This window comes from Curtobacterium pusillum, from assembly GCF_007680845.1.
GTDB lineage: Bacteria > Actinomycetota > Actinomycetes > Actinomycetales > Microbacteriaceae > Curtobacterium > Curtobacterium pusillum_B.
Map to the genome: position 1 here is coordinate 104,895 of NZ_VEIY01000001.1, position 24,203 is coordinate 129,097.

General features: G+C 72.5%; 22 protein-coding genes and 1 tRNA gene. 7 read left to right on the forward strand and 16 right to left on the reverse strand.

Going from position 1 to position 24,203, the window contains the following annotated elements; genetic code table 11:
• Positions 1-179 precede the first annotated feature (179 nt).
• Both FS825_RS00510 and FS825_RS00515 read left to right on the forward strand, forming a co-directional pair.
• Positions 180-1,058, forward strand: a complete 879-nt coding sequence (locus FS825_RS00510; protein ID WP_186376994.1) for a phosphatase PAP2 family protein — start codon at positions 180-182, stop codon at positions 1,056-1,058.
• Between the two features lie 93 nt (positions 1,059-1,151).
• Positions 1,152-2,291: a CE1758 family FMN-dependent luciferase-like monooxygenase gene (locus tag FS825_RS00515; RefSeq protein ID WP_144709848.1), complete on the forward strand. Its 1,140-nt coding sequence runs from the start codon at positions 1,152-1,154 to the stop codon at positions 2,289-2,291.
• Between the two features lie 96 nt (positions 2,292-2,387).
• Here the strand turns inward: FS825_RS00515 and FS825_RS00520 are convergent, their stop codons facing one another.
• Together FS825_RS00520 and FS825_RS00525 are read right to left on the reverse strand one after the other, a co-directional pair.
• Complete coding sequence (locus FS825_RS00520; RefSeq protein ID WP_260980944.1) at positions 2,388-2,786, reverse strand: DMT family transporter; 399 nt, start codon at positions 2,784-2,786, stop codon at positions 2,388-2,390.
• Position 2,787: 1 nt separating this feature from the next.
• Complete coding sequence (locus tag FS825_RS00525; protein WP_144709850.1) at positions 2,788-3,102, reverse strand: DMT family transporter; 315 nt, start codon at positions 3,100-3,102, stop codon at positions 2,788-2,790.
• A 98-nt stretch (positions 3,103-3,200) separates the two neighbouring features.
• On the opposite strand from FS825_RS00525, the gene FS825_RS00530 reads away from it, so the two are divergent.
• Positions 3,201-3,779 (forward strand): TetR/AcrR family transcriptional regulator, encoded by a 579-nt coding sequence (locus tag FS825_RS00530; RefSeq protein ID WP_260980945.1) that lies wholly within the window; start codon positions 3,201-3,203, stop codon positions 3,777-3,779.
• Between the two features lie 6 nt (positions 3,780-3,785).
• Here FS825_RS00530 and FS825_RS00535 read toward each other — a convergent pair whose 3' ends face one another.
• From FS825_RS00535 to FS825_RS00570, 8 genes are all read right to left on the reverse strand, one after another.
• Positions 3,786-4,745 (reverse strand): helix-turn-helix transcriptional regulator, encoded by a 960-nt coding sequence (locus tag FS825_RS00535; RefSeq protein ID WP_144709852.1) that lies wholly within the window; start codon positions 4,743-4,745, stop codon positions 3,786-3,788.
• Between the two features lie 158 nt (positions 4,746-4,903).
• A complete protein-coding gene (locus tag FS825_RS00540) occupies positions 4,904-5,950 on the reverse strand; it encodes an NAD(P)-dependent alcohol dehydrogenase (RefSeq protein ID WP_144709856.1) in 1,047 nt (348 codons plus the stop codon).
• A gap of 112 nt (positions 5,951-6,062) precedes the next feature.
• Entirely contained in the window at positions 6,063-7,082 is a 1,020-nt protein-coding gene (locus tag FS825_RS00545; protein ID WP_144709858.1) for a glycerate kinase, read from the reverse strand.
• A complete protein-coding gene (locus tag FS825_RS00550; RefSeq protein WP_144709860.1) occupies positions 7,070-8,026 on the reverse strand; it encodes a Gfo/Idh/MocA family protein in 957 nt (318 codons plus the stop codon). The genes FS825_RS00545 and FS825_RS00550 overlap by 13 nt, the downstream gene beginning before the upstream one ends.
• Positions 8,023-9,159, reverse strand: coding sequence for an ROK family transcriptional regulator (locus tag FS825_RS00555; protein WP_260980947.1), 1,137 nt, complete (start codon positions 9,157-9,159; stop codon positions 8,023-8,025). Before FS825_RS00555 ends, FS825_RS00550 begins: the two co-directional genes overlap by 4 nt.
• Before the next feature lie 2 nt (positions 9,160-9,161).
• Positions 9,162-10,028, reverse strand: coding sequence for a carbohydrate ABC transporter permease (locus tag FS825_RS00560; protein WP_144709864.1), 867 nt, complete (start codon positions 10,026-10,028; stop codon positions 9,162-9,164).
• Positions 10,028-10,963 carry a carbohydrate ABC transporter permease gene (locus tag FS825_RS00565; protein ID WP_144709866.1) on the reverse strand — a complete coding sequence of 312 codons (936 nt, stop codon included), beginning with the start codon at positions 10,961-10,963 and terminating at the stop codon, positions 10,028-10,030. Before FS825_RS00565 ends, FS825_RS00560 begins: the two co-directional genes overlap by 1 nt.
• Complete coding sequence (locus tag FS825_RS00570) at positions 10,960-12,363, reverse strand: ABC transporter substrate-binding protein (protein ID WP_144709868.1); 1,404 nt, start codon at positions 12,361-12,363, stop codon at positions 10,960-10,962. Before FS825_RS00570 ends, FS825_RS00565 begins: the two co-directional genes overlap by 4 nt.
• A gap of 121 nt (positions 12,364-12,484) precedes the next feature.
• On the opposite strand from FS825_RS00570, the gene FS825_RS00575 reads away from it, so the two are divergent.
• The 4 genes from FS825_RS00575 to FS825_RS00590 are packed head-to-tail and all read left to right on the forward strand — an operon-like array spanning position 12,485 to position 17,491.
• Entirely contained in the window at positions 12,485-13,543 is a 1,059-nt protein-coding gene (locus FS825_RS00575) for a zinc-dependent alcohol dehydrogenase (RefSeq protein ID WP_144709870.1), read from the forward strand.
• On the forward strand, positions 13,540-14,337 hold the full coding sequence (locus FS825_RS00580) for a sugar phosphate isomerase/epimerase family protein (protein WP_144709873.1): 798 nt from the start codon (positions 13,540-13,542) through the stop codon (positions 14,335-14,337). Before FS825_RS00575 ends, FS825_RS00580 begins: the two co-directional genes overlap by 4 nt.
• Positions 14,334-15,629, forward strand: coding sequence for an MGH1-like glycoside hydrolase domain-containing protein (locus FS825_RS00585; RefSeq protein WP_144709875.1), 1,296 nt, complete (start codon positions 14,334-14,336; stop codon positions 15,627-15,629). Before FS825_RS00580 ends, FS825_RS00585 begins: the two co-directional genes overlap by 4 nt.
• The gene (locus tag FS825_RS00590; RefSeq protein ID WP_144709877.1) at positions 15,626-17,491 is read left to right on the forward strand and encodes a glycogen debranching N-terminal domain-containing protein; all 1,866 of its coding nucleotides are present in this window, start codon (positions 15,626-15,628) and stop codon (positions 17,489-17,491) included. The genes FS825_RS00585 and FS825_RS00590 overlap by 4 nt, the downstream gene beginning before the upstream one ends.
• Positions 17,492-17,494: 3 nt before the next feature.
• Here the strand turns inward: FS825_RS00590 and FS825_RS00595 are convergent, their stop codons facing one another.
• The 6 genes from FS825_RS00595 to FS825_RS00620 all read right to left on the reverse strand — a co-directional run bounded on the left by FS825_RS00595 (position 17,495) and on the right by FS825_RS00620 (position 23,982).
• Positions 17,495-18,859, reverse strand: coding sequence for a M20/M25/M40 family metallo-hydrolase (locus tag FS825_RS00595; protein ID WP_260980948.1), 1,365 nt, complete (start codon positions 18,857-18,859; stop codon positions 17,495-17,497).
• Positions 18,856-20,412 (reverse strand): ABC transporter substrate-binding protein, encoded by a 1,557-nt coding sequence (locus tag FS825_RS00600; protein WP_144709879.1) that lies wholly within the window; start codon positions 20,410-20,412, stop codon positions 18,856-18,858. Before FS825_RS00600 ends, FS825_RS00595 begins: the two co-directional genes overlap by 4 nt.
• Positions 20,409-21,551, reverse strand: coding sequence for an FAD-dependent oxidoreductase (locus FS825_RS00605; protein WP_144709881.1), 1,143 nt, complete (start codon positions 21,549-21,551; stop codon positions 20,409-20,411). The genes FS825_RS00600 and FS825_RS00605 overlap by 4 nt, the downstream gene beginning before the upstream one ends.
• Positions 21,548-22,816 carry an NAD(P)/FAD-dependent oxidoreductase gene (locus FS825_RS00610; RefSeq protein WP_144709883.1) on the reverse strand — a complete coding sequence of 423 codons (1,269 nt, stop codon included), beginning with the start codon at positions 22,814-22,816 and terminating at the stop codon, positions 21,548-21,550. Before FS825_RS00610 ends, FS825_RS00605 begins: the two co-directional genes overlap by 4 nt.
• Positions 22,817-22,891: 75 nt before the next feature.
• Positions 22,892-23,884: a class A beta-lactamase gene (gene bla, locus FS825_RS00615; protein ID WP_186376995.1), complete on the reverse strand. Its 993-nt coding sequence runs from the start codon at positions 23,882-23,884 to the stop codon at positions 22,892-22,894.
• Between the two features lie 27 nt (positions 23,885-23,911).
• Positions 23,912-23,982: transfer RNA gene (locus FS825_RS00620), tRNA-Gly, on the reverse strand.
• Positions 23,983-24,203 lie beyond the last annotated feature (221 nt).

A 24,203-nucleotide genomic window follows, 5' to 3' on the forward strand; every position in this document is an offset into this window, starting at 1 on the left:
CGTTCGCCCGCGCGCGGCCGATCGGTGCGTTCCCGGATGCGGAGGTCGCTGCCCCGCGGTTCCCAGGCTCCGACCGGCGCTCCAACGGTATCGTGTCGGACCGCGACCGTCCGAATCGCAGGCGCGCCAGGAGGCGCGTGACGACACCGACGACCAGGACCCCGAGGAGGACCAGCCCGGTGACCCGAACGCCCGAACGCAACGCATCCGAGTCGCGTGGGACGAACGTCTCGCGACGGTTGCGGTGGGGCCTGTTGGCGGCTCTGGGGTTCGTGATCGTGCCTCTCGTCTACGCGGCAGCAGTGCTGACGCCGGTGGGGCAGCGGGTCGAGGACGCCGCACTCGGCGGGGTCCGGGAATCCGACCTGTTCTCGTCGGACACTGCGCTCAACGTCATCTCGGTGCCGGTGATCCTGTTGCTGCTGGTCGTGATCGCCGCCGTCGCGTTCGCCCGGCGCCGGCTCGCGGTGGGGCTCGGAGCGGGCGTCGTGGTGCTCGCGTCGGCAGCCACCTCGACTCTGGTCAAGCGTATCGCCGAGCGCCCGGAGATCGCTCAGTCGACGACGCCGAACTCCTTCCCGTCTGGTCACGCGACCATCGCCCTCGCCGCGCTCTTCGCGGTGCTCATGGTCACGCCGCGTCGGTTCCGGCCGATCGTGACGCTGCTCGGCGCGGGCTACGCGGTGTTCGTGGCGAACCAGACGGTGGTCTACGGCTGGCACCGGGTGAGCGACATCGTGGGGGCGTGTGCGATCGCGCTGTTCTGGCTCGGGCTGGTCCGCGCGTTCGGACCCCGCGTCGACCGTGGCGAGTGCGGCGACCGTGACGGCCGCCGGGGTGTGCGCCGCATCGTGACCGGTGTCCTGGTCGTCGCGACGGCGGTCACGTTCCTGGTCGGGCTCGGCGCGCTCGTGTACGGCGTCTGGGGCGGCGGTGCGCACGACCACGGCGCGATCCTCGTGGCGGGTCGGATGGCGTCGAGTGCCAGCGTGCTCGCGGTGGTCACGATCGTCTGGATCGCCGACGGCATGCACCGCGCGACCCGCACCGACGCCTGACCGCGCCGGGCACTGGCGGGAATGCCTCGCGCTGCGCTACGTTGTACCCAGCAAGTCGATGCAAACGCATCTAAATCGCGAAAGGCGGGTACCATGCAGTTCGGCATCTTCACGGTCAGTGACGTCACGACTGACCCCACGACGGGCACGACCCCGGACGACACCCAGCGCGTCCGCGACATCATGACGATCGCCGAGCACGCCGACCAGGCCGGCCTCGACGTCTTCGCCACCGGCGAGCACCACAACCCGCCGTTCGTCGCCTCCTCGCCGACCACGATGCTCGGCTACCTCGCCGCGAAGACGAAGAACATCACGCTCTCCACGTCGACGACCCTCATCACCACGAACGACCCGGTCCGCATCGCCGAGGAGTACGCGATGCTCCAGGTCATCTCCGACGGCCGGATGGACCTCATGATGGGCCGCGGCAACACCGGCCCGGTCTACCCGTGGTTCGGGCAGGACATCCGGCAGGGCGTCAACCTGGCGATCGAGAACTACGCGCTCGTCCGCCAGCTCTGGGAGAACGAGGTCGTCAACTGGCAGGGCAAGTTCCGCACGCCGCTGCAGGGCTTCACCTCGACGCCGCGCCCGCTCGACGGCGTCGCCCCGTTCGTCTGGCACGGCTCCATCCGGACGCCGGAGATCGCCGAGCAGGCCGCCTACTACGGCGACGGCTTCTTCCACAACAACATCTTCTGGCCGATCCAGCACACCGAGCAGATGGTCGGCCTCTACCGGCAGCGCTTCGAGCACTACGGTCACGGCACCGCGGACCAGGCGATCGTGGGCCTCGGCGGGCAATTCTTCGCCCGCAAGAACTCGCAGGACGCCATCGACGAGTTCCGTCCGTACTTCGACAACGCCCCGGTCTACGGCCACGGTCCCTCGATGGAGGACTTCACGCAGCAGACCCCGCTCACGGTGGGCTCCCCGCAGCAGGTCATCGACCGGTACGCCACGATGAAGGACCACGTCGGGCACTACCAGCGCCAGCTCTTCCTCATCGACCACGCCGGCCTGCCGCTCAAGACGGTCCTGGAGCAGATCGACATCCTGGCCGAGGACATCGTCCCCGAGCTGCGGAAGATCAACGACGAGGGTCGTCCGGCCGGCGTGCCGTCGAACCCGCCGTCGCACGCGGAGCGCGCCGCCGCGGCCCTGGCCGCCGGCACGGCGGGCAGTGACCACGTCGCCGCCGAGGACGAGTGGACCGGCGCGTCCGTCTGATCCGCACCCGGCGACGGACGGGAGGCGCGGTGCCAGCTGGCACCGCGCCTCCCGTCCGTCTCGGCGCGCGTCCCGCGCGTGACCCGAGTCTCGGGGTCAGCGACCGTTCTCGGGCCGTTCGCCCCGAGAGTCGTCGCTCAGGCCGAGTCTCGGCCCGCGCGGGCGCACGGGCGCCGGGCGGGCCGGCACGAGCTTGAGCCCGACCACGCACCCGACGATCCCGGCGATGAAGAGCAGGCGGAGGAACGTGACCGGCTCCGCCCCGGTCGCCATGCCCCAGAGCACGGTCAGTGCTGCTCCCGTCCCGGTCCACACCGCGTACGCCGTGCTGATCGGGATGTGCTGGAGGACGTAGCCGAACGCGACGAGGCTCACGACGATCGTGATCGCGAACACGACGGTCGGACGGAGCTCGGTGAACCCGTGGCTCGCACCGAGGGCGGTCGCCCACACGGTCTCGAGGGCGGCGCTGACGAACAGCACGATCCACGCCACCTCAGCTCACCACCTTGAGGCCGACGACGCACGCGACGAGCCCGAGCACGAGGGCGATCCGTGCGACGGAGGCGGCCTCCTGTCGACGGAGGACCGCGACGACCACGGTGAGCGACGCGCCGATCCCGACCCAGACGGCGTACGCCGTGCCCACCGGGATCTCCTTCATCGCGAGCGCGAGGCCGACCATGCTGAGCGCCATGCCCGCGACGAACACGGTCGTCGGCACCACCTTCTTGAAGCCGTTCGAGGCGCCGAGCGCGGTGGCCCACACCGCCTCGAGCACGCCGGACAGGACGAGGATCACCCACGCCATGACGAGGTCCTTCCGCTTGCGGTCCGAAAGTCGCACGAGTGTGCGACAACGGCCTCGACCGTAGCACGAGTTCGTACGACTGTGCGAGTATGGGCCTCGTGGCCAGGAGCATGGACGTCGATCAGCGGCGCCGAACCGTGTCCGAGGCGGCGTGCCGGGTCCTCGCCCGCGACGGCATCGGGGCGCTCAGCGTGCGGAACGTCGCCGCCGAGGCCGGGTTGCCGCCGAGCACCGTCCGCTACGTGTTCCCCACGCAGTCGAGCATGCGCGAACACACCATCACCCTCGTGTTCGACCGCACCCGCGAGCGCGTCGACGCCGTCCCCGTCGACCTGCCCCCTCGCGAGCGGGCGCACCGGATCGTCCTCGAGCTGCTGCCCCTCGACGAGGAGCGCGTGATCGAACTCGACGTGTACCTCGCCCTCGGGAACGCCGCGCTCACGGACGCCGAGCTCCGGCCCGCCCTGGACCGGGTGGCCGCCGAGATGCGGGAGTGGAGCGAGGAGATCCTCGGACTGCTCGGGGTGCCCTCCGCGGACGTCGAGTACGAGGCGTGCCGCCTGCACGCCCTCATCGACGGGCTCGCGATGCACGTCGTGCGGCTCGCCCCGGGGGAGCCCGCCGCGTGGGCTGTCGACGTGCTGCAGCGGCACCTCGACGGGATCGTCGGCGCCTGACCCGGGTTAGCGCCGGAGCGTCTGCTTCGGGTACTCGCCGAACCGTCGGAGGTACTCGCCCGAGAAGCGTCCCATGTGCGTGAAGCCCCAGCGCTCCGCGACGTCCGCGACTGAGAGCTGGCCGGGCTGCGCGCGGAGGAGGTCCTCGTGCGCGTGCCGGAGGCGCACCTCGCGGAGGTACTGCATCGGCGAGCGGTCGAGCACCCGCTGGAACGCCTCCTGCAGACCGCGGACGCTGAGGTCCGCGATCTGTGCGACGTCGGACACCGTCAGGGGTTCGTGGGCGTGCTCGTGGATGTACTCGACAGCGGCGCGGACACGGGCGTTGCGGTGGTCGCCCCAGCCGCGCGGAGCGGCCTCGGCGCGGAGCCGGTACATGCCGAGCAGGGCACGGGCGACCTCACGCTGCGATTCGTGCCAAGCGAGGGAGGCGGTGCCGGACTCGCGGAGCGTCCGCACCGACGTGGCGACGGCCCGGCGCCACTCCGCGACCGACTCGGCGCTCGGCGGAGTGGTCCGCTCGAAGTCGACCGCACCGTCGACGAGGTACTGCTCCGCCGCGACGTCGAGCACGAGGTCGCGGTCGAGGTGCACGAGTCGCTGGTCCCAGTCGCGGTAGTCGATGCTGAAGCGCTTCTCGACGGGGAAGAGCGTCGGGACCCCAGGTTGCATCCGGACCTCGTCGCGGCCCGCGTCGATCGACGCGGTGCCCGCGTCGATCCACTGGACGACGACCTCGCCCTCGACGGCGGCGTCCCCGCGGAGCGACCCCTGCATCTGCGAGCGCCGGATGCTCATCCGGTCGTCGCCGATGCCGACGTAGCGGTACCAGTACTCGCCGTCGGTGCGGCCCGAGTGCCATGCCCGCCCCGCGTACATGCCGGCGAGGTCAGCGACGGCGGCGTCCGTGTCGGAGCCGCCCACGGACACGAGGGACGACGGCCCTGGGTTCTCCGTGTTGCGCATCCGTCCAGTCTGGCGTGGGCGGACGCGACCGGTGCTGGACATGCGTGCGTCGGACGAGCGGCTCGCGTTGTGGGGACAAGCGGCAAGAGACGGGAGGCGCGGTGCCAGCTGGCACCGCGCCTCCCGTCTCTCAGGCGATCGCTTTCAGACGCGAGCCGCTAGGCCAGCGTCGCCGCGTCGATGACGAAGCGGTACCGGACGTCCGACGACAGGACGCGCTCGTACGCCTCGTTGATCTGGTCGGCCGAGATGAGCTCGGTCTCCGGCAGGATCCCGTGCTCGGCGCAGAAGTCGAGCATCTCCTGGGTCTCCCGGATGCCGCCGATCGCGGAGCCCGCCCAGCTGCGGCGCGAGCCGATGAGGGCGAACGCGGGGACCTCGAGCGGCTCCGACGGAGCGCCGACGTTCACGATCGTGCCGTCGACCTTGAGGAGACCGAGGTACGCGCCCATCGGGATCTTCGCCGACACCGTGTTGATGATGAGGTCGAAGGAGTTGGCGAGCTCCTCGAACGTCTTCGGGTCCTTGGTCGCGAAGTGCGCCTTCGCTCCGAAGCGGAGTGAGTCCTCCTGCTTCGAGGTGGTCTGCGACAGGACGGTGACCTCGGCGCCGAGCGCCGCGGCGATCTTCACGCCCATGTGGCCGAGGCCGCCGAGGCCGACGATCGCGACCTGCTTGCCGGGACCCGCCTTCCAGTGGTGCAGCGGCGAGTACAGGGTGATGCCGGCGCAGAGCAGCGGCGCGACCTTCTCGATGTCGAGCGACTCCGGCACGCGCAGCACGAAGTCCTCATCGACAACGACAGCTTCGGAGTAGCCGCCCTGGGTGATGCTGCCGTCCGCCGGGTCGACGCCCGCGTAGGTCTGGATGTTGCCCTTCAGGCAGTACTGTTCCTCGCCCTTGACGCAGTTCTCGCACTCGCCGCAGGAGTTCACCATGCAGCCGACGCCGACACGGTCGCCGACCTGGTGCTTCGTGACGTCGCTGCCGACGGCGGAGACGTGGCCGACGATCTCGTGGCCGACGACCTGCGGGTACTGGATCTCGCCCCACTCGCCGCGGACGGTGTGGATGTCCGAGTGGCAGATGCCGGCGTAGGCGATGTCGATCTCGACGTCGTTCGGGCCGAGGTCACGACGGGTGATGGTGGTCTTGACGAGCGGTTCGGTGGCCGACGGTGCGGCGTACGCGTTGACGGTGCGCAATGGTCTCCTCGTGGGTGGTGCGTCCGGGCCGGTTCCGGCCCGCGGGCCAGTCTGGTGGAGCGCGCCATCGGGTGGGAGGTCCCGTTGGGGCACCCCTGGGCCGGAATGCGCCTCAGACGAGCCGCGCCAACCGCTGCCCCGCGATCGCCGCGAACCGCAGCGGGTCGCCGAGGGCGTCGTCCGGCTCCCCGGTCGTCTGCGTCGCCAGGACGGTGAGCGACGCCGCGGCGGCGAAGTCGTCGAGCGGCGCGTCGATCGCCCCCGCGACGAGCATCGCCCGAGCACCGGGAGCCCGGGCGTCCGCGAGCGCACGGACCACGGTCGGCACCTTCCCGGCAGCACTCTGCCCGTCGAACCGCCCTTCGCCGGTGACCACCACGTCGGCACCGTCGAGCAGCGCGGGGAGCCCGAGCACGTCCGCGACCGCTGCCGCCCCGCGAGCCAGGGCCGCACCCCAGACGAGCAACCCGAACCCGACACCGCCCGCTGCGCCCGCACCGGGGGTCGCCGGGTCCACGTCCGGGAACCGGGCGGCGAAGGCAGCGAGCCGGTCGTCGAACTCGGCGACGCGGTCGGGCGTGATGCCCTTCTGCGGCCCGAAGACCGCGGCGGCGCCGGTCGGCCCGAGCAGCGGTGAGGTCACGTCGGTGAGCACGACCGCGCCCCCTGCCGGCAGCGGCCGGTCGCCGATGACGTCGAACACCGACGCGCCGCCGTCGGTCGAGGCGCTCCCGCCGATGCCGAGCACGAGCCCGGTGGCGCCGGCGTCGAGCGCCGCGACGATCGCTTGGCCGAACCCGGCCGACGTCGCGGTGTCCGGCAGCAACCGGTCGCCGAGCAGCGGGAGCCCGCTCGTCGCCGCGAGCTCGACCACCGCGCGACCGTCCGGCAGCCGGAGCCACCACGTGTCGACGTGCGTCCCGGCGGGACCGGTGACCGTGACGGGCACGCGCACGGCGTCGGGGAACGCCGTCGCGAAGGCGTCGAGCGTGCCCTCGCCGCCGTCGGCCATCGGTGCGAGCACCACCGTGTCGTCGGGTCGCGAGGTGAGCCACCCGTCGCGCACCGCGCCCGCGACCTGCGCGGCGGTCGCGGTGCCCTTGAACGAGTCGGGTGCGATCACGACGCGCATGGGGAGACCTCCACGGAACGGTTGCCGTCCGCGAGCGAACGCACCGCGGCGTCCAGCAAGCGTTGCACGTGCAGCCCTCGGGTGACGTCCACGGTCGGGGGTGTCCCGAGCCGGACGGCTGCGGCGAACTCGGCGCGGATGCGTGCCCACACGGCGTCGGTGTCGATGACCGCGCCGGTGAAGTGCGCGCGCGGCTCCTGGCCGAACAGGTCGAGCTCGAACACCGACCCGTCGCCGCCGAACCGGCCGGAGACGACGAGCTGCCCGCGGGCACCGCCCGCGTGCTCGGTGTCGAGGAGCACGGCTTCGCCGGGGACCTCGGTGGCACGGATCGCCGTGACCGGTCCGGCCGCGGCGTCGACGGCGTCCAGCAGGTGTGGCCCGAGGTCGAGCAGGATCCCGCCGTCGGCACGCCATCCGGAGCGCTCCCGCTCGCCGACGAACCCGCCGGGCAGGAGGCCGCCGTGCGCGTACCGACCGCCGACGACGGACGTGCCGGTGCGGCCCGCGACGGACGACAGGAACGCCCGCAGGCCGTCCGAGTACCGACGGGTGAAGGCCACCAGCGTGGGGACCCCCGCCTCGACGACCGCGTCGTGCAGGCGCTCGGCATCCTGACCGGAGGCGCCCAGCGGCTTCTCGAGCATGAGCGCGCGCCCGGCACGTGCCGCGTCCACCGCGAGGCCGGCCTGGACCGCGGGTGGCACCGCGAAGTCCACGGCTTCGCTCGCGGCCACGAGGTCCGCGAAGCGTTCGAAGGCGGGCACGCCGTGCTGCGCCGCGAGCGCCGCGGTCCGCGCCGGGGTGTGCGACCAGATCCCGACGAGCTCGGTCTCGGCGCCCGCGGTGTGCAGTGGGGCGTGCATGCCGGCCGCCCACTGACCGGCGCCGGCGAGACCGACCCGCACCGCGCCTCCCGAGCCCGTGCCGGGAAGCGGGGTCACGCGAGCCGACCGTTGACGGCGTCGGCGGAGTACAGCATCTCGGCGACGAGGCGGGCGTTGCCGACGACGCCGGCGTCCTCGCCGAGTGCCGAGAGCACGACGTCGAGGTGTCGGGTCGCCCGCGCGAGCGTGCGCGGGTAGAGCGTCTCGCGCAGGCCGGCGAGGAGCTGCGCCGAGGCGAGGTCGCCGCTGACGACGAGGACCCGCGGGTTCACCATGGTGACGACGGTGGCCATGACCTCGCCGATGCGCCGACCGGCTTCGTGGACGAGTCCGACGGTCTCGACGTCGCCCGCAGCCAGGAGTGCGCGGACGTCCCGCCCGGAGGCGGTGTCGCGGCCGCGGCCCCGGAGCTCGCGGGCGACGGCACCACCGGAGGCGACCGCGGCGAGGCAGCCGCGTGATCCGCACTGGCAGAGGGCGTCCTCGCCGGCGAGCCGGATGTGCCCGAGGTCCCCGGCGCCGCCGTCCGATCCGCGGTACGGGCGGCCGTCGATCACGAGCCCCGCGCCGATGCCGGTCGACACCTTCACGAGGCAGAGCGAGCCGGTGCCGGGGTGCGTCACGGCCTGCTCGCCGAAGGCCATCGCGTCCGCGTCGTTCGCGACCGAGACCGGGACGGGGAAGGTCTCCTGCATGTGCTCGGCGATCGGGAACGCGTCCCAGCCGGGCATGATCGGCGGTTCCGAGGGACGTCGGGTTTCGGGGTCGATCGGTCCCGGGACGGAGACGCCGACGCCCTCGAGCACCGCGTCGTGCGCGGCGAGGAGCCCGACGAGGGAGTCCCGGATGCGGTCCAGGACGACGAGCGGACCGTCCTCGATGTGCACCTCGACGATCTCGCTCGACAGGATCCGACCGGCACGGTCCGTGACCGCGGTGCGCGAGTGGGCGGTGTCGACGGTGGCGACCGCGAACACGCTCCGCGACACGTCGAACTCGAGCGTGGACGGACGTCGCCCGCCGGTCGCGGTGCCGGTGCCCGTCTCGCGGACGAGGCCGGCGTCGATGAGCGCGTCGACCCGCTGCGCGACCGTCATGCGGGACAGGCCGGTGACCTCCTGCAGGTCGCGGCGGGTGTTCGCCGTCCCGCGCCGGACGAGGGCGAGGACGTCGCCGGGCCCTGATCCCACGCTCATCCCTTGTCCGCGCCGCTGGTCAGCCCCTCGGTGAGGGACCGTTCGGCGATACCGTACAGGACCACGATCGGCACGGTGAGCAGCACCGATCCGGCCATCAGCACGGTCTTCGACACCTCGATGCCGTTCGACAGCTGCGAGAGTCCGAGGGAGACGGTCCACAGGTCGCGGTTCGCGGTGAGGAAGAGCAGGGCGAACAGGAACTCGTTCCACGCGATCATGAAGACGTAGAGCCCGGTGGACATGATCGACGGCATCGCGAGCGGGACGACGATCTGCCAGAGGATCCGTCCGCGGCCGGCGCCGTCGATCGCGGCCGCCTCCTCGATCGAGTCCGGGATGGAGCGCAGGTACGAGCGGAGCATGTGGATCGACACCGGGATCGTCTGCGCGATGTAGACGATGACGAGGCCGAACAGCGACTCGCGGATGCCCATCGCCGAGAAGCCCACGAACAGCGGGATCGCGATGATGATCACCGGGAACAGGTACACGGCGAGGAACAGTGCCGAGACCTGGCGACGGCCGAAGAACTGCAGGCGGGCCACGGCGTACGCGCCGGCGATCGAGACGCCCAGGGTGAGGATCGCCGTGACGATCGCCACGATCGCGGAGTTGAGCATGAAGTGGCCGAAGCCCTGGCCGCCCTGGCTCTCCGGCGCGAGCACGTTCTGGTAGGTCTGCAGGGTGAGGTCCTGCAGGGGGACCCAGAGCCGTGCGGGGTTGAGCAGCAGCTGCTCGATCGGCACGAAGCTCAGTTCGAGCATGTAGTAGAAGGGGAAGACGCAGGCGAGCACGAGCAGCCCGATGACGACCCAGCGGAGCACGCGGAACAGCCGCGTCTGGATGGCGTAGGCGCGCATCAGTCCTCCTCCTCGCGACCCGCGAAGAACTTCATGTACACGAACAGGGAGACCGCGAGGATCGCGGACAGGACGAAGGCGTTCGCCGCGGCACCGCCGATGTCGAAGCTGCCCATGAGCTGGTCGTAGACCCGGACCGCGGAGACCTCGGTCCCCGCGGCGCCGCCGGTGAGCAGGTAGATGTCGTCGAACTTGTTGAACGTCATGATCAGTCGGAGCACCGCGAGCAGCGAGAGCAGCGGCATGATCTGCGGCAGCACCACGAGCCGGAAGTTCTGCAGCGGGGTGACGCCGTCGACCAGTGCTGCTTCCTCGATGTCACCGGGGAGCGCGGTCAGCCGTGCGGTGACGAACATGAACGCGAACGGGAAGTAGCGCCAGATCTCGAACACGATGACGGTCGCGAGGGCGTACGGCGCGCGGCCGAGGAAGTCGACCGGGTGGTCCCACCCGAGGACGTTCGTGCCGACCCAGTTCACGATGCCGAACTGCGGGTTGAGCATGATCTGCCAGACGAACGTCACCGCGACGACGGGCGCGACGTACGGCAGGAGCATCAGGGACCGGGCCACGCCACGACCGGGGAACGCCGATCGGAACGCCAGCGCGGCGACGAGGCCGAGTGCGATTGAGCCCCCGGTGCTGAGGACCGAGAACACGACGGTGGTCCACAGCGACGCCCAGAACGAGCGGTCGGTGAACACGTCGGCGAAGTTCTGCAGCGTGAGCGGGTTGAGGAGACCGTTGTCGGCGATGTCGATGAAGCTCGCCTTCTGGAACGCCATCACGAGGTTCCAGACGACCGGGACGATGACGATCGCGACGACGATGAGCGTCGTCGGCATCACCATCCAGAGGCCGGCGCGGTTGTCCCGCGCGGTGATGGTGTCCCGCCGTCGCGGCAGACGCGGAACGCGGGGGGAAGCGGTGGTCATCGTGTCTTCGCCTCGATCTCCTCGACGGCGTCCTGCGCCGTCTTCGCCGCGTCGCGCGGGGTGGTGGAACCGGACGCCAGGTCGGCGACGGACTTGCCGACGGGCAACTGCGCGTTGAACGGGCCGAGCAGCGCGCCCTGGCCCTGGGGGATGGCCCAGCGGCGGATGGACTGCGGCACCGACTCGAGCGCGCGCATCGTCGACGCGTCGTAGATGTCGTCGAGCCGCTCCTTGCGGTCGACCCCGGCCTTCATGTCGAGCCAGGCGTCCTGGAACCGGTTCGGGTCGGTGGCCGTGCCGGTGCGGAGCGGCAGCTTGCCCTCCGGCGCCATGCCGAGCCACTGCTCGTACCCGGTGGACATCATGTACTGCACGAACTGCTCGCTCGCGGAGCGGTTCGCCCCGTGCATGACCGCCCAGCTCGTCGCCTCGCCGTAGGTCGCCGGCGCGGAGCCGTCCGGGCCGCTGATCGCGGTGACGACACCGCTGTGCTCGGCGAGCCACTTCCGGTCGTCGCGGCACTGCGGGCACGTCGGGAGTGCGTCGTTCCGGAGACCGCCGAGCTCGTCGAGGATGTACGTCGACCAGTCGACCATCGCGGCCTGGCCGGCGAAGTACGCGGCGCGGGTCGTGTCGACCGTCTGGGTGCCCTGCGGCGAGTCCTTCGCGGTGAGGTGTCCGTAGAGGTCCCAGGTCGCCTGGCACGCCGGGCTCTCGAGCGCGACCTTCCCGGAGGAGCGCACGAGCTGGCAGTCGTTCCCGAGCGCGAGCGACTCGAAGGTCTGCTGCGTGAAGACGTCCGCGGGGTCGGTCGCGAGCGTGATGCCGTACTGTCCCTTCTTCGTCAGCACGTCGGCGGCCTTCTTGATCGCCGCGTAGGTCGTCGGGGGTGCGAGCCCGGCCTGCTGGAACAGGTCCTTCCGGTACACGAGGATCTGCGCGTACGACGAGTCCGGCACCGCGAGCTGTCGGTCGCCGTCCTGGTCGAGTGCGAGTGCCGAGTCGACGAAGGTCCCCGCGCCGAGCTGCCGCACGATGTTCGCGGCCGCCGTGGTGTCGAGCAGGTCCTGCGTGTCGAACTGCCGGACGAGCGAGAGCGGGATCGCGCCCATCACGTCGGGCAGGTCGCCGGAGATCGCGGCCGAGGCCGTGAGCTGGGGCACCTGGTTCTCGTCGACCGGGACCAGCTTGACCGCGATGCCGGTCTGGTCGGTGAACCCGGCGATGATCCGCTTCGTCTCCGCGACGCGGTCCGGCTGGTTCTCCTCGGACCAGACGGTGATGGTCTTCGAGTCGCCGTCGTCGTCCTTCGGGGACGCCGAGCAGGCGGTGAGTGCGACGGTCGCGGTCAGCAGCAGTGCTGCGGTGGTCGTGATCCGTCGGGCACGCGACGTCGTCATCGCGGCTCCTTCCGATGTGGGGGCGGATGGACTGTAACCCAACTTCTGCCCAATGTCTAAGCAGAAGTTGCTCAGCGAAAGTGCTAATGTCGCCGCGACCACGACAACGAGGACGGGACCAGTGACCGCAGTACTCCGCTTCGCAGCGCCGCGCCGAGTCGAGATCGTCGACCTCCCGAGCGCCGAACTCCACCCGGGCGAGGTGCGTGTCCGCACGCTCGTCACCGGGATCTCCGCCGGGACCGAGATGACCGCGTACCGGGGGACGAACCCCTACCTGACGAGCGAGTGGGACCCGGACGTCCGGCTGTTCCGCGCCGCCGACGAACAGCGTCCGCCCGCGTACCCGCTCGACGGCTGGGGCTACTCGGAGGTCGGGGAGGTCGTCGAGATCGCCCCGTTCGAGGACGGCACCCTCCCGGACGGCGCCCCCGCGGTCGGCGACGTCGTCTGGGGCATCTGGGGCCACCGCGCCGAGGGTGTCCTGCCCGTCGACAAGCTCCTCGGGCACACCCTGCCCGCCGGGCTCGACCCGCTCTCGGGCTCGTTCGTCCGCGTCGGTGCGATCGCCCTGAACGGCGTGCTCGCGGCCGACCTCGGCGTCGGGTCGACCGTCGTGGTGTTCGGCCAGGGGGTCATCGGCCTCCTCGCCACCCGCCTCGCCGTGCTCAACGGCGCGACCGTCATCGCCGTCGACGGCATCGCCTCGCGCCGCGAGCACGCCCTCGCGATGGGCGCCGCGCACGCCCTCGAACCCGGTGCCGAGCTCGCGCTGCGCGTCCGGGAGCTCACCGACGGCGCCGGCGCCGACGTCGCGATCGAGCTGAGCGGCAACTACCACGCCCTGCACGACGCCATCCGCACGGTCGGCGTCGACGGCACGGTCGTCGCGTCCGGCTTCTACCAGGGCGCCGCGCAGCCGGTCCGTCTCGGCGAGGAGTTCCACCACAACCGCGTGCAGGTCCTCGCCTCGCAGATCGGGGCCGCGCCGGCACGGCTCCGTGCCCGGTGGGACGTGCCCCGGCTGCAGCGTGCGGTCGTCGACGCGATGGCCAAGGGTCGGCTCGACCCGCGTCCGCTGGTCAGTCACCGCTACCCACTCGCCAAGGCCGCCACCGCGTACGCGATGCTCGACACCGACCCCTCAGCCGCGCTGCAGGTCGTCCTGGAGCTGCCGTGAACCGCCTGACCGTCCAGGAACAGCACGTCCCCGGCGCCTCGCTCGAGGAACAGTACGCAACCGCCCGGAGCTGGGGCTTCGACGGCCTCGAGCTCCGGAGCGCCGGCGACCTCGGGTTCGCCGCGCGGCTGCCGGCGCTCCGGAAGGCCGCTGCCGCGGGCGTGTACATGCCCACCACCTGCGTCGAGATGTCCCACTTCATCGGGGCGTTCGACGCGGACCTCCGTGCCGACGCCATCGCCCAGATGCGGTCGCAGCTCAGCGTGATGGCCGAGATCGGCGGCGTCGGCGTGATGACGCCGGCCTCGTACGGGATGTTCTCGCGCCGGCTGCCCCCGTTCGAGCCGCCGCGGCCGCCCGAGGGGGACCGTGCCGTCCTGGTCGACGCCCTCGGGCAGCTCGGCGAGCACGCGGTCAGCGAGGGCGTCACGCTCTTCCTCGAGCCGCTCAACCGCTACGAGGACCACATGGTGAACCGGCTCGCCGACGCCGCGTCCCTCATCCGCGAGGTCGGGTCCGACGGCGTCCGGATCGTCGCCGACACGTACCACATGAACATCGAGGAGGCCGATCCGGCACAGGCGCTGCTCGACGTCGCCGACCTGGTCGGACACGTGCAGGCGAGTGACTCGAACCGACTCGAGCCCGGCGCCGGACACGTCGACTGGGCGCTGTTCGGTGCCACCGTGCGGGCCATCGGCTACACCGGCAGCATCGCGATCGAATCACGGCTGTCCGGACCGGCCGCCGACGTCCTCCCGACCGTCCCGCCGCTGCTCCAGAGGTACCTGTGACGCGCACGACCGCGGACGCCCGCGCCGCCGCCACCGAGGTCCTGCTCGCCAACTGGCGCGGCGACCACACCGTGCCGGCGGCAGGCCTCTACCCCCACCAGTGGTCCTGGGACTCCGCGTTCATCGCGTTCGGGCTCCGGCACGTGTCCCCGCGCCGCGCCCGTCTCGAGCTGGAGACCCTGCTCGGGGCGCAGTGGACCGACGGTCGGGTCCCGCAGATCGTGTTCGACCCGGCGAAGGGCGCCGAGTACTCCCCGGGGCCCTCGTTCTGGCGTTCGTCGGAGATCCCGGGGTCGTCGCCCGTCGCGTCCACCGCGGGGTTCGTGCAGCCGGCCGTCCACGCCTGGGCGGCACTCGCCGTGCACGAGTCCGACCCGTCCGGTTCGGACCACGCCCGGTTCCTCCGCCGCGCCTACCCCCGACTCGTCGCCTGGCACGCCTACCTCACCGAGCGCCGGGACCGCGGGGGCCGCGGACTGGTCAGCATCGTCCACCCCTGGGAGCCGGGCACGGACAACTCCCCGCTCTGGGACACCGTGCTCGCCTCGGTGCCGGCCACCCCGCGCGACCCCTTCGACCGCCCGGACCTCGCGCACGCCGGCGACGGCGAACGCCCGTCCGACCGGGACTACGGCCGCTACTACTGGCTGGCCGAGCGGTACCGCGACCACGACTGCGACGACCGCGACGACGCGTACCCGTTCCTCGTCGAGGAACCGCTGTCGAACGCGCTCCTCGCGCGGTCGGAACTCGCCCTCGCCGCGATCGCCGACCACATCGGGGCCGACCCCGCACCCCACCGCGCGCGTGCCGCCGACCTGACCGCCGCGCTCGACCAGCTCTGGCACGAGGAGCTCGGGATCCACACCGCCGCGGACGCCCGCACCGGCGAGCTCGTGCCCGTCGCCACCGTGAACGGCCTCGTGCCCCTGGTGCTGCCCGGCATCCGGCACGCCGACCGCCTCGTCGACACCCTCACCGGCCCGGGCTTCCTCGGCTCCGGGGCCCAGCTCGTCCCGAGCACCGCAGTCACCGCGGACGCCTACGACCCCCGCCTGTACTGGCGCGGCCCGGCGTGGTTCAACACCTCGTGGCTCGTCGCCGAGGGCGCCTGCGTCCAGGGCCGACCGGACGTCGCCGACGGCCTCCGCCGAGCGATCGTGGACCTCGCCGCACCGGGTGACCACCCCGAGTACGTCGGACCGGTCGACGGCACCCCGCACGGCACGCGACGGTTCTCCTGGACGGCGGCGCTCGCGCTCGACGTCCTGCACGGCGGGCGGCGCTCGTGAACGAGGCGACCGTCCTCGTCGGCGGCGGCTCGATGCTCCGCTCCGACGACGACGGCAGCATCCGCCAGCTCCGCGACGACCCGGCGCGCGGGCTCTTCCTCCGCGACTGCCGCGCGCTCTCTGCACGGGTCCTCCTGGTCGACGGCCGACCGCTCGACGTCGCCGCGGTCACGGCCAGCCGCAGCGTCCGATCCGTGGTGCTCCTGCCGCGCGGCACGCGCAACGAGTCGAGCGACGTCCTCGTCGTCCTGACGCAGCGTGTCAGCACCGACGGGCTCGACGAGTGGGTCACCGTCCGGAACACCGGGCACGCGGACCGCGAGGTCGAGGTCGCCCTCGAGGTCGCGGTCGACGCCGCCGACCCGTTCGCGCTCCGGTCCGACAAGCGGACGTTCGACCGCTCCGACGCGGTCCGCACGATCACCCCGGATGCGCACGGCGTCCTCGTCACGCACCGCCGCAGGGAGTACGCGATCGCGTTCCGCACCGAGAGCGACGCGCCGTTGACCGACGTCGCGGTGGACGAGCGGGACACCAGCGCACGCCTCGTCCGCCGCGTCACGGTCGGAGCCGGACAGGAGGCGCGGCTCGCCTTCCGCACACGCGTCGCCGACGGTGCCGTGGCTGGTTCGGCGGACCCCGCCCCGGCCCCCGCCTGGCCGTCGCGACCCGACGTGGTGGAGCCCCGCGACCTCCGGAGCCGAGCACAGGACGACCTGCGTGCGCTCCGGATGCCGGCACCGGGCCTCCCGGCAGCCACCGCGGACGTCGTCGGCGCGGGCGTGCCCTGGTTCCTCACGCTGTTCGGGCGCGACTCGCTGCTGACCGCGCTGCTCGCCGGCGACGACGCACCGGACCTGCTCGTCCCGGTGCTGCGGGCGCTCGCCGCCGAGCAGGCGACCGCGTTCGACGCCGCCCGCGTCGCCGAGCCCGGGAAGCTGCCGCACGAGATCCGGATCGACGAGCTGGCCACCCTCGACGAGGTCCCCTACCGGCACTACCACGGCTCGGTCGACGTCACCCCGCTGTTCCTGGTCGCCCTCGCGGAGGCCCCCGACGCCGTCGCCCGCGAACTCGAACCGGCCGCACGCGCCGCCGTCGAGTGGATGCGCGGCCCGGGCGGCCTCGGCGAACACGGATTCCTCCGGTACACGCCCGACCCGGCCGGTCTGGTCCACCAGGGCTGGAAGGACTCCGAGGACGCCGTCGCGCACGCCGACGGTCGGGTCGTCGACTCCGGGGCGATCGCGCTCTGCGAGGTGCAGGGCTACGCGTGGCGGGCGCTCGTCGACACGGCCGCCGTCGCCCGCGAGGTCTGGGGCGACCCCGCCTACGCCGTCGCGCTCGAGGGTGAGGCGGCAGCACTCCGCACCCGGTTCCGCGACGCGTTCTGGAGTGACCGGCTGGACGTCCCGGTGCTGGCGCTCGACGGCGACGGTGCCCGGGTCGAGGTGGTCTCGTCGAACATCGGCCACCTGCTCTGGTCGGGCATCCTCTGGCCGCACGACGCCCGGATCGTCACGGACCGGCTGCTCGAGGACGACGTGTTCTCCGGGTGGGGGCTGCGGACGCTCGCGACCGGGACCGCCCGCTACGCCCCGCTGTCGTACCACAACGGCTCGGTGTGGCCCCACGACACCGCGCTCGCGGCGGTCGGGATGGCGGCGTACGGCCACACCGAACAGGCCAGGGTGGTCGCCGAGGGGCTGCTCGCTGCCGCCGAGGCGTGCGATGGGACCCTGCCGGAGCTCTTCGGCGGGGTCGAGCGTGCGGCGTTCCCGGTGCCGGTGTCGTACCGGCAGGCCGCGCGACCGCAGGCGTGGGCCGTGGCGGCGGTGTTCGCGGCGCTCCGGTTGGTCTGAGGCTCAGCGCGCGCCGGCCGCCACGAGCCAGAGCGCCTCGGCCAACGCCATGTGCTCGATCTCGGACGGGTCGACGCTCTCGTCCGGCGCGTGCACGTTCGCCGCGGGCTCGGAGACCCCGGCGAGCAGGACCTCCACCCCCGGGATCGCCTCGGCGAGCGTGGCGCACAGCGGGATGGAGCCGCCGCCGCCGAGCGAACCGACCTCCTCGACGCCGTAGGACGTCGCGAGCGCCGACCGGAACGCATCGGTGTGCGGCCCACCCGCCGTGCGGAACCCGGCGCCGGTACCGACGACGGCGGCGGTCAGCGTGACCCCGGTCGGCGCCCGGCGCTCCAGGTGTGCGACGAGCAGGGCACCGGCGGCCGCCGGGTCGGTCCCCGGTGGGACGCGGAGGTTGAGCTCGGCCGCCGCCGTGGCCTGGACCGCCGGGGTCGCTCCGGCGAGGGGCGGCGCGTCCATGCCGGTGATCGTCAGCGCCGGTCGTGCCCAGACCTGGGACGCCGGGTCCGCCGAGCCGATCGGTACGGCGCCGGGGAGCAGGCCCGCATCCGCGGCGAACCGGTCGGCGTCGTACGGCAGTCCGTCCCACAGCCCGGCGGCGTCGAGGCCGTCGACCGTGGTGTCGCCGGTGTCGTCGCGGAGCGTGGCGAGCAGGGCGACGAGGGTGGCGAGGGCGTCGGGCGCGGCGCCGCCGAACATCCCGGAGTGCACGTTTCCGGCGAGCGCGCGCACCTGCACCCGGACGTTGGCGGTGCCGCGGAGCGAGGTGACGAGGGCGGGCACCCCGACGGCGGCGTTGCCGGCGTCCATCACCACGGCGGCCGAGACGTCCGCGAAGTCGCCGGCGTGCGTGCGGACGTGGTCCTCGAGGCCGGAACCGGCCTGCTCCTCGGACCCCTCGACGACCACCACGAGCCCGACCGGGAACGCTCCGTGCACGTCGAGGAGCGCCCGCAGTGCGACGAGGTGCGTGACGATGCCGCCCTTGCAGTCCGCGGCACCGCGACCATACAGCCGACCGTCCCGTTCGGTCAGGGTCCACGGGTCGCTCGACCACGCGGCCGGGTCGCCGGCGGGCTGGACGTCGTGGTGCGCGTAGAGCAGGACGGTGGGAGCGCCGTCAGGCGCGGGGTGCGTCGCGATGACCGCCCGCGATCCGTCCGTGGTCGGGACGAGCCGCGCCTCCAGTCCGACGTCCGCGAACGCGGAACGGACCGCCTCCGCTGCCCGGGTGCAGTCGTCCAGCGACTGTACCTGCGGGTCGAACACCGACGGGATCGCGACGAGCGCGGCGAGGTCGCGCACGCCCTCCGGCATGCGCGACCGCACGGCGTGCCGGAGGGCGTCCGGCGGCGGGAGGGTCACGAGCGGCCGATCTCCCAGATGCGGAACTCGCCGGACGCGTCGACGGACTTCGTCAGCCCGGTCAACGACTTCTGCCCGATCACGTTCTCCTGCCCGGCGAGCAGCGGGATGAGCGGGACCGACTCGGCGGTGTCCTGCTGGATCTGCTCGATCTGCTGCTTCCGCTTCGCCACGTCCGGCTCGACGGCCTGCGCCGCGACGAGGTCGGTGACCGTGCTGTCGTCGAAGTGGTTCGCGAGGAGGTTCACGTCGGACGAACCGTACGCCGGGGTGAGGTACGACGAGGCGTCCGGGTAGTCCTGGAAGAACCCGAGCTGGAAGACGGGGTAGGCGCTCTTGCCGACGTTCCCGACGTAGGTGTCCCAGCTCGCCGACTGCAGGTCGACCGTGAACAGCCCGGTGTCCTCGAGCTGCTGCTTGATGAGGGCGTACTCGTCGTCGGACCCCGAGCCGTAGTGGTCGGTCGTGTACTCGATCGGCAGCGTGATCGGGGTGGTCACGCCGGCCTTCGCGAGGATGTCCTTCGCGTCCTCGTCGGCGACGGCCTTGAACGGCTCGGTCGCCCCGGCGAACCCGGTCGGCACGATCGACCACGCCGGTGCGTAGGTGCCCTGGTAGACGTCCTTCGCGATGGCCGCCCGGTCGATCGTGGCGTCGACCGCCTGCCGGATCGCCTGCTTCTGCGCGGCGTCCTTCCCCGGCATGGTCTGCAGGTTGAACGCGAGGAACCGGACCTCGCCGGAGTTGCCCTGCACGCGCTGGAGCCCGTCGTCCTTCGACAGCGACGTCACCTCGGTCGGGGTGAGCTGGCGGTACGCGACGTCCGCGTCACCCTCCTGCACGGCGAGCTTGAGGTCGGCGGACTTCGTGTACTGCTTGATCGTCACGTTCTTCGTCGCCGGAGCGGTGCCGTCGTAGTGCTCGTTCGCGGTCAGGGCGATCGTCGCGCCGCCGTCCGCGGACTGCTCGAGTGCGTACGGACCGGAGCCGACGACGCCGGCGTTCGCGTGCACCTTCGTCTTCGAGAAGACGTTGCTGTCGACGATGGCGCCCGCCATGCTCGCCAGCACGTAGGGGAACGTCTGGTCGTTCGCCTGCTTCAGGGTGAACGTCACGGTGCTGCCCGATGCCGAGACCGACGCCATGTTGGCCAGCAGCGAGCCCGGGCCGCTCTTCGCCCCGAGCGACACCTGGCGCTCGAACGAGAACACCACGTCCTTCGCGGTCAGGTCGTCCCCGTTCGAGAACTCGAGCCCCGTGCGGATCTGGCACACGTAGTGGGTGCCGTCGGTGAAGTCGCAGGACTTCGCCACCTCGGGGCTCGTCGAGGTCTTCCCCGCCGGGTAGGTGAGGAGGTGCTGGTAGAGCTGCGTCTGGACCGTGTAGCTGCCGCGGTCCCAGGCGCCGGCCGGGTCGAGGGAGGTCACGACGTCGGTGGTCCCGACGACGAGACCGTCGGCGGTGTCGTCGCCGGAGGAGCCGGTCGACGCGCAGCCGGTCAGGAGGGCGGCGATCGCCGCGGTGAGCGCGATCGCGCTGGTTCGCTTCTTCATGGGGTTCCGATGGGGAGGGGTTCGGGCAGGGCGAAGCGGGGATGGGGTGCCCCGCCGGTCGCGAGCTCGGCGATCATGTCGCCGAGCAGCGGAGCGAACTTGAAGCCGTGGCCGGAGAACCCGGTCGCGACGGTGAGGGGCCCCCGACGGTCGATGACGAAGTCCTCGTCGGGGGAGTTGTCGTACAAGCAGCTGATGAACGTCGGCTTCGTCGCGTCCACACCGGGCACGAACCGTTCGACGTACGCCTGCAGCCGCGCGGCCTCGGCGGGCACGGGCGTGAAGTCGCGGTGGTCGGGGTCGACCAGGGGTCCAGTGCCGTGGAACCCGACCTTGACGCCCTCGCCCGGGGTGAGCAGGCCGTAGACGTCGTCCCCCTCGGCCCAGTGCACGAAGCTCGGCCAGGCCTCGTCCGGCAGGTGGCTGGGGAAGTGGGCGGGCTGCTCCTGGGTGACGCGGATGGCCGGGAGGCGCGCCCCGCGTTCCGCGAGCAGGGCACCGACCAGCGTGGGGGCCCACGAGCCCACCGCGGCCACCACGGACTGGGTGCGGACCGACGTGGTCCCGCCGTCGGCACCGGTCACCGCGACCGTCACCGCGTCGCCGTGGTCCTCGATCCCGCTCACCCGGGTGCCGAACCGGAGCTCGGCGAGCCCGGTCCGTTCGGCCAGCGTGAGGAAGACCTCGATCGCGTCGGCTGAGCGGATGCGCCCCGCGGTGGCGTGCGTGAGCACGTGCCCCTCGAAGGCGATGCCGGGCCAGCGCGCGGCGGCTGCGTCCGGGGTGAGGGTCTCGTGCGGGATGCCCGCGTCCGCGAGCGCGGCGGCGATGGCGTCGACGACCTCGGGCCGGCCGTGGTCGACGGCGCCGGTCCGGTCGATGAGCGTCGTGCCGCCGGCCGCCTCCAACGCTTCCCACAGCTCGAGGGCACGGGTCGTCAGCGCGACGTACTCGGCGTCGGCGTAGCCCTGCCGGAAGATCCGGGTCGCACCGTGCGAGGAACCGTTGTGGTGTCCACGCTCGTGCTGCTCGACGAGGAGGACCCGCTCGCCCCTGGCGGTGAGGGCGTACGCGGTGGCGGCGCCGACGACCCCGCCGCCGATCACGACGTGGGTGGTGGCGTCCGTGCTCGGGCTCATGCTGCCGCTCCGGCACGTCGGGCGTCGGCCTCGCGCCGGGCTGGCATCAGCCCGATGACGTCCTGCTCGCTCGGCGCCTCGGCCGGGAACCGTGCCGGGTCGTAGCGGCTCGCGTCGCCGAGGGTGGTCGTGCCCGTGACGCTGATCTCGGCGGCGATCCGCCCGAGCCCGGGGCCGTGCGTCACACCGGACTCGTTGTCGCCGCCGGCCACCACGAGACCGGCCAGCTCCGGCACCCGGCCGACGATGAAGTTCCGGTCCGCGGTCATCGAGACGACGCCCTGGGTCGCGGTCTCGTCCGCTCCGAGGGCGCTCGCCGCGTCCGGCAGGAGCCCCGCCACGAGCGGGTGCAGGTACTCGCGCATGGCGTCCAGCAGGTCCGGGCGGACCGGTCGCCGTGCCGGTTCGGTGCGCCGGTCGGACCCGCCGACGAAGAGCGGTTCGTAGCCGCGGCCCGCGCCGTAGGTCAGGCCGCCGCGGTGCTCCCGGATCCACAGCCCGTGCAGCTCCGGCAGCATGAGCGTCGGCAGGGTGCCCGGCAGCCCGAACGGCTTCGTGACCAGGCGGCTCGCGACCACCCGCACGGTGGGCAGCTCGCGACCGAGGGGTGCGAGGAGGGTGTTCGTCCAGCTGCCGGCGGCGAGCACGACCCGGCTCGCCGCGATCACGGGACCGCCCGCGGTCCGGACGCCCGTGACGGAGCCGTCCCGCGCCTCCAGGCCGGTGACCCGGGTGTGCTCGTGGAACGTGACGCCGCGAGCGCGCAGTGCGGAGACGAGAGCCGCGGCCGTGTCGGGCGCGCTGATCTGGATGCCGTCCGGGTGGAAGAAGCCGGCCGTGACGGCGGACGGGTCGAGGCCGGGGACGAGCTCGGCCGCTTCGTCGGGGGTGAGCGTGCGTGCGCCCGCCGGGCGGAACCGGTGGTCCTCGAACGGCGGGATGTGGTCGGCGCGGCCCTCCTCCGTGACCGTCAGCCAGACGTTGCCGTTCTGCCGGTACCCGGTCTCGCCGTTCCCCGACTCGCTGAGGCGGCGGTAGAAGTCGATGCCGTACTGCTCGACGTCCCGCTCGGACTCGTTCCAGTACCAGGCGTACCCGGCTGCCCACAGGCCGACGAACCCGGCGCCGGCGGTCGTGGTGCCACCGGCTGCTGGGCCGCTGTCGACCACGACGACGCGCTGCCCGAGGTCGGCGAGGTGCCACGCGGTGCTCAGGCCGATGATGCCGGCGCCGACGACGACCGTGGGGGAGGCGGGGGAGGACATGCCCAGATCGTAGTTGCGGTGCGTTTCCGACACGTGTCGTCCATGACGCCGTGTGACGCGACGGCTGCGCGGTCGTCAGCGCGCTGCGGCGAACGCCCCGAGCACGGCGTGGGCGGTCTCCGCCACGAGGGCGTCGTCGTACGGGGTGCCGGGCTGGTTCCTCGTGGTGAGCACCGAGATGACGATCGGGTCCCCGTCGGGCCGGGTCACCAGTGCGACGTCGTCCCGGATGCCGCCGGCGCCACCGGACTTGTCCGCCACCGTCCACCCCGTGGGTGCGCCGGCGCGGACGAGGGTGTCGCCGGTGGCGTTGCCGCTCATCCACGCCTCGAGGAGTGCCGTGTCGGCGGGACCGAGGGTCCGCCCGTCGAGGACCCGGGCCAATGACGCCGTGGACGCGGCCGCGGTGGTGGTGTCCTCCGTGCTGCCGGGTTCGATCATGTTGAGGGCCGGTTCGTCGTGCACCACCTCGGTCGTCCGGTCGCCGAGGTCCCGCAGCGCTGCGCCGAGCGACGCCGGGCCGCCGATGTGCTCCAGGACGACGTTCAGCGCCGTGTTGTCGCTCTGCCGGACCGCGGCCTCGGCGAGCTGGGCGAGGGTGAGACCGTCGGCCACGTGCGCTCCCGTCACCGGGGAGTGCCCGGCGGCCGCGACGTCGTCCACGGTCCAGTGCACCCGTGCGTCGCGGGCGTGGCCGCGCACGGTGCGGAGGAACTGCGCCGCGGCGAACACCTTGATCGTCGAGGCGTAGCCGAAGCGCCGGTCGCCCCGGTACGAGACGGTGTCGCCGGTCGTGGTGTCCGTGGCGACCACGCCGACCGTGGCGTCGTACTCGTGTTCGAGGGCGGCGAGGGCCCCGGTGACGGCGGCGCGGTCTGCGTCGCTGACGGTCGGGGTCCGGGTCCGGGTCCGGGTCGGGGTCGGAGTGGCCGGGGGTGCGCTCGCGCTCGCCTCCGTGCCGGTCGGTGCTCTCGTCGCGTCGCCAGTGCTGCAGCCGGCGAGGACGAGTGCGGCGGCGATGCCGGCACCGACGACGAGCGGGACGGGGGGGGCGGTGCATGGGAGCACCCTCGCACACCCCGGAGGAGGAATCGGAGCGAGTGACGGGAATCGAACCCGCGCTACCAGCTTGGGAAGCTGGAGTTCTACCATTGAACTACACTCGCGTGCCCCGCTCGGCGGGACGCAGCAAGCCTAGCGGATTCTGCGCTGGACGCGAGCCGGGTGCTCCCGAGCGCCGCGTGCCGGACCGGCACCGCGCCTCCAGACCGCACTCCTCGCGACCGGACCCGAGTACCCGCTGTGAGCACGTCAGCCTGACGGACAGGTGTCGCCCTCGTGTGTACCGTCCAGGTGGATCGAGCGAGCCGAACCCGAGGAGGACCCG

Excerpts from the sequence above, each read along its gene's own strand:
- FS825_RS00515 (WP_144709848.1), top strand. The coding sequence starts at position 1,152 with ATGCAGTTCGGCATCTTCACGGTCAGTGACGTCACGACTGACCCCACG.
- FS825_RS00525 (WP_144709850.1), bottom strand. The coding sequence starts at position 3,102 with ATGGCGTGGGTGATCCTCGTCCTGTCCGGCGTGCTCGAGGCGGTGTGG.
- FS825_RS00535 (WP_144709852.1), bottom strand. The coding sequence starts at position 4,745 with ATGCGCAACACGGAGAACCCAGGGCCGTCGTCCCTCGTGTCCGTGGGC.
- FS825_RS00545 (WP_144709858.1), bottom strand. The coding sequence starts at position 7,082 with ATGCGCGTCGTGATCGCACCCGACTCGTTCAAGGGCACCGCGACCGCC.
- FS825_RS00560 (WP_144709864.1), bottom strand. The coding sequence starts at position 10,028 with ATGCGCGCCTACGCCATCCAGACGCGGCTGTTCCGCGTGCTCCGCTGG.
- FS825_RS00565 (WP_144709866.1), bottom strand. The coding sequence starts at position 10,963 with ATGACCACCGCTTCCCCCCGCGTTCCGCGTCTGCCGCGACGGCGGGAC.
- FS825_RS00570 (WP_144709868.1), bottom strand. The coding sequence starts at position 12,363 with ATGACGACGTCGCGTGCCCGACGGATCACGACCACCGCAGCACTGCTG.
- FS825_RS00600 (WP_144709879.1), bottom strand. The coding sequence starts at position 20,412 with ATGAAGAAGCGAACCAGCGCGATCGCGCTCACCGCGGCGATCGCCGCC.
- FS825_RS00605 (WP_144709881.1), bottom strand. The coding sequence starts at position 21,551 with ATGAGCCCGAGCACGGACGCCACCACCCACGTCGTGATCGGCGGCGGG.
- FS825_RS00610 (WP_144709883.1), bottom strand. The coding sequence starts at position 22,816 with ATGTCCTCCCCCGCCTCCCCCACGGTCGTCGTCGGCGCCGGCATCATC.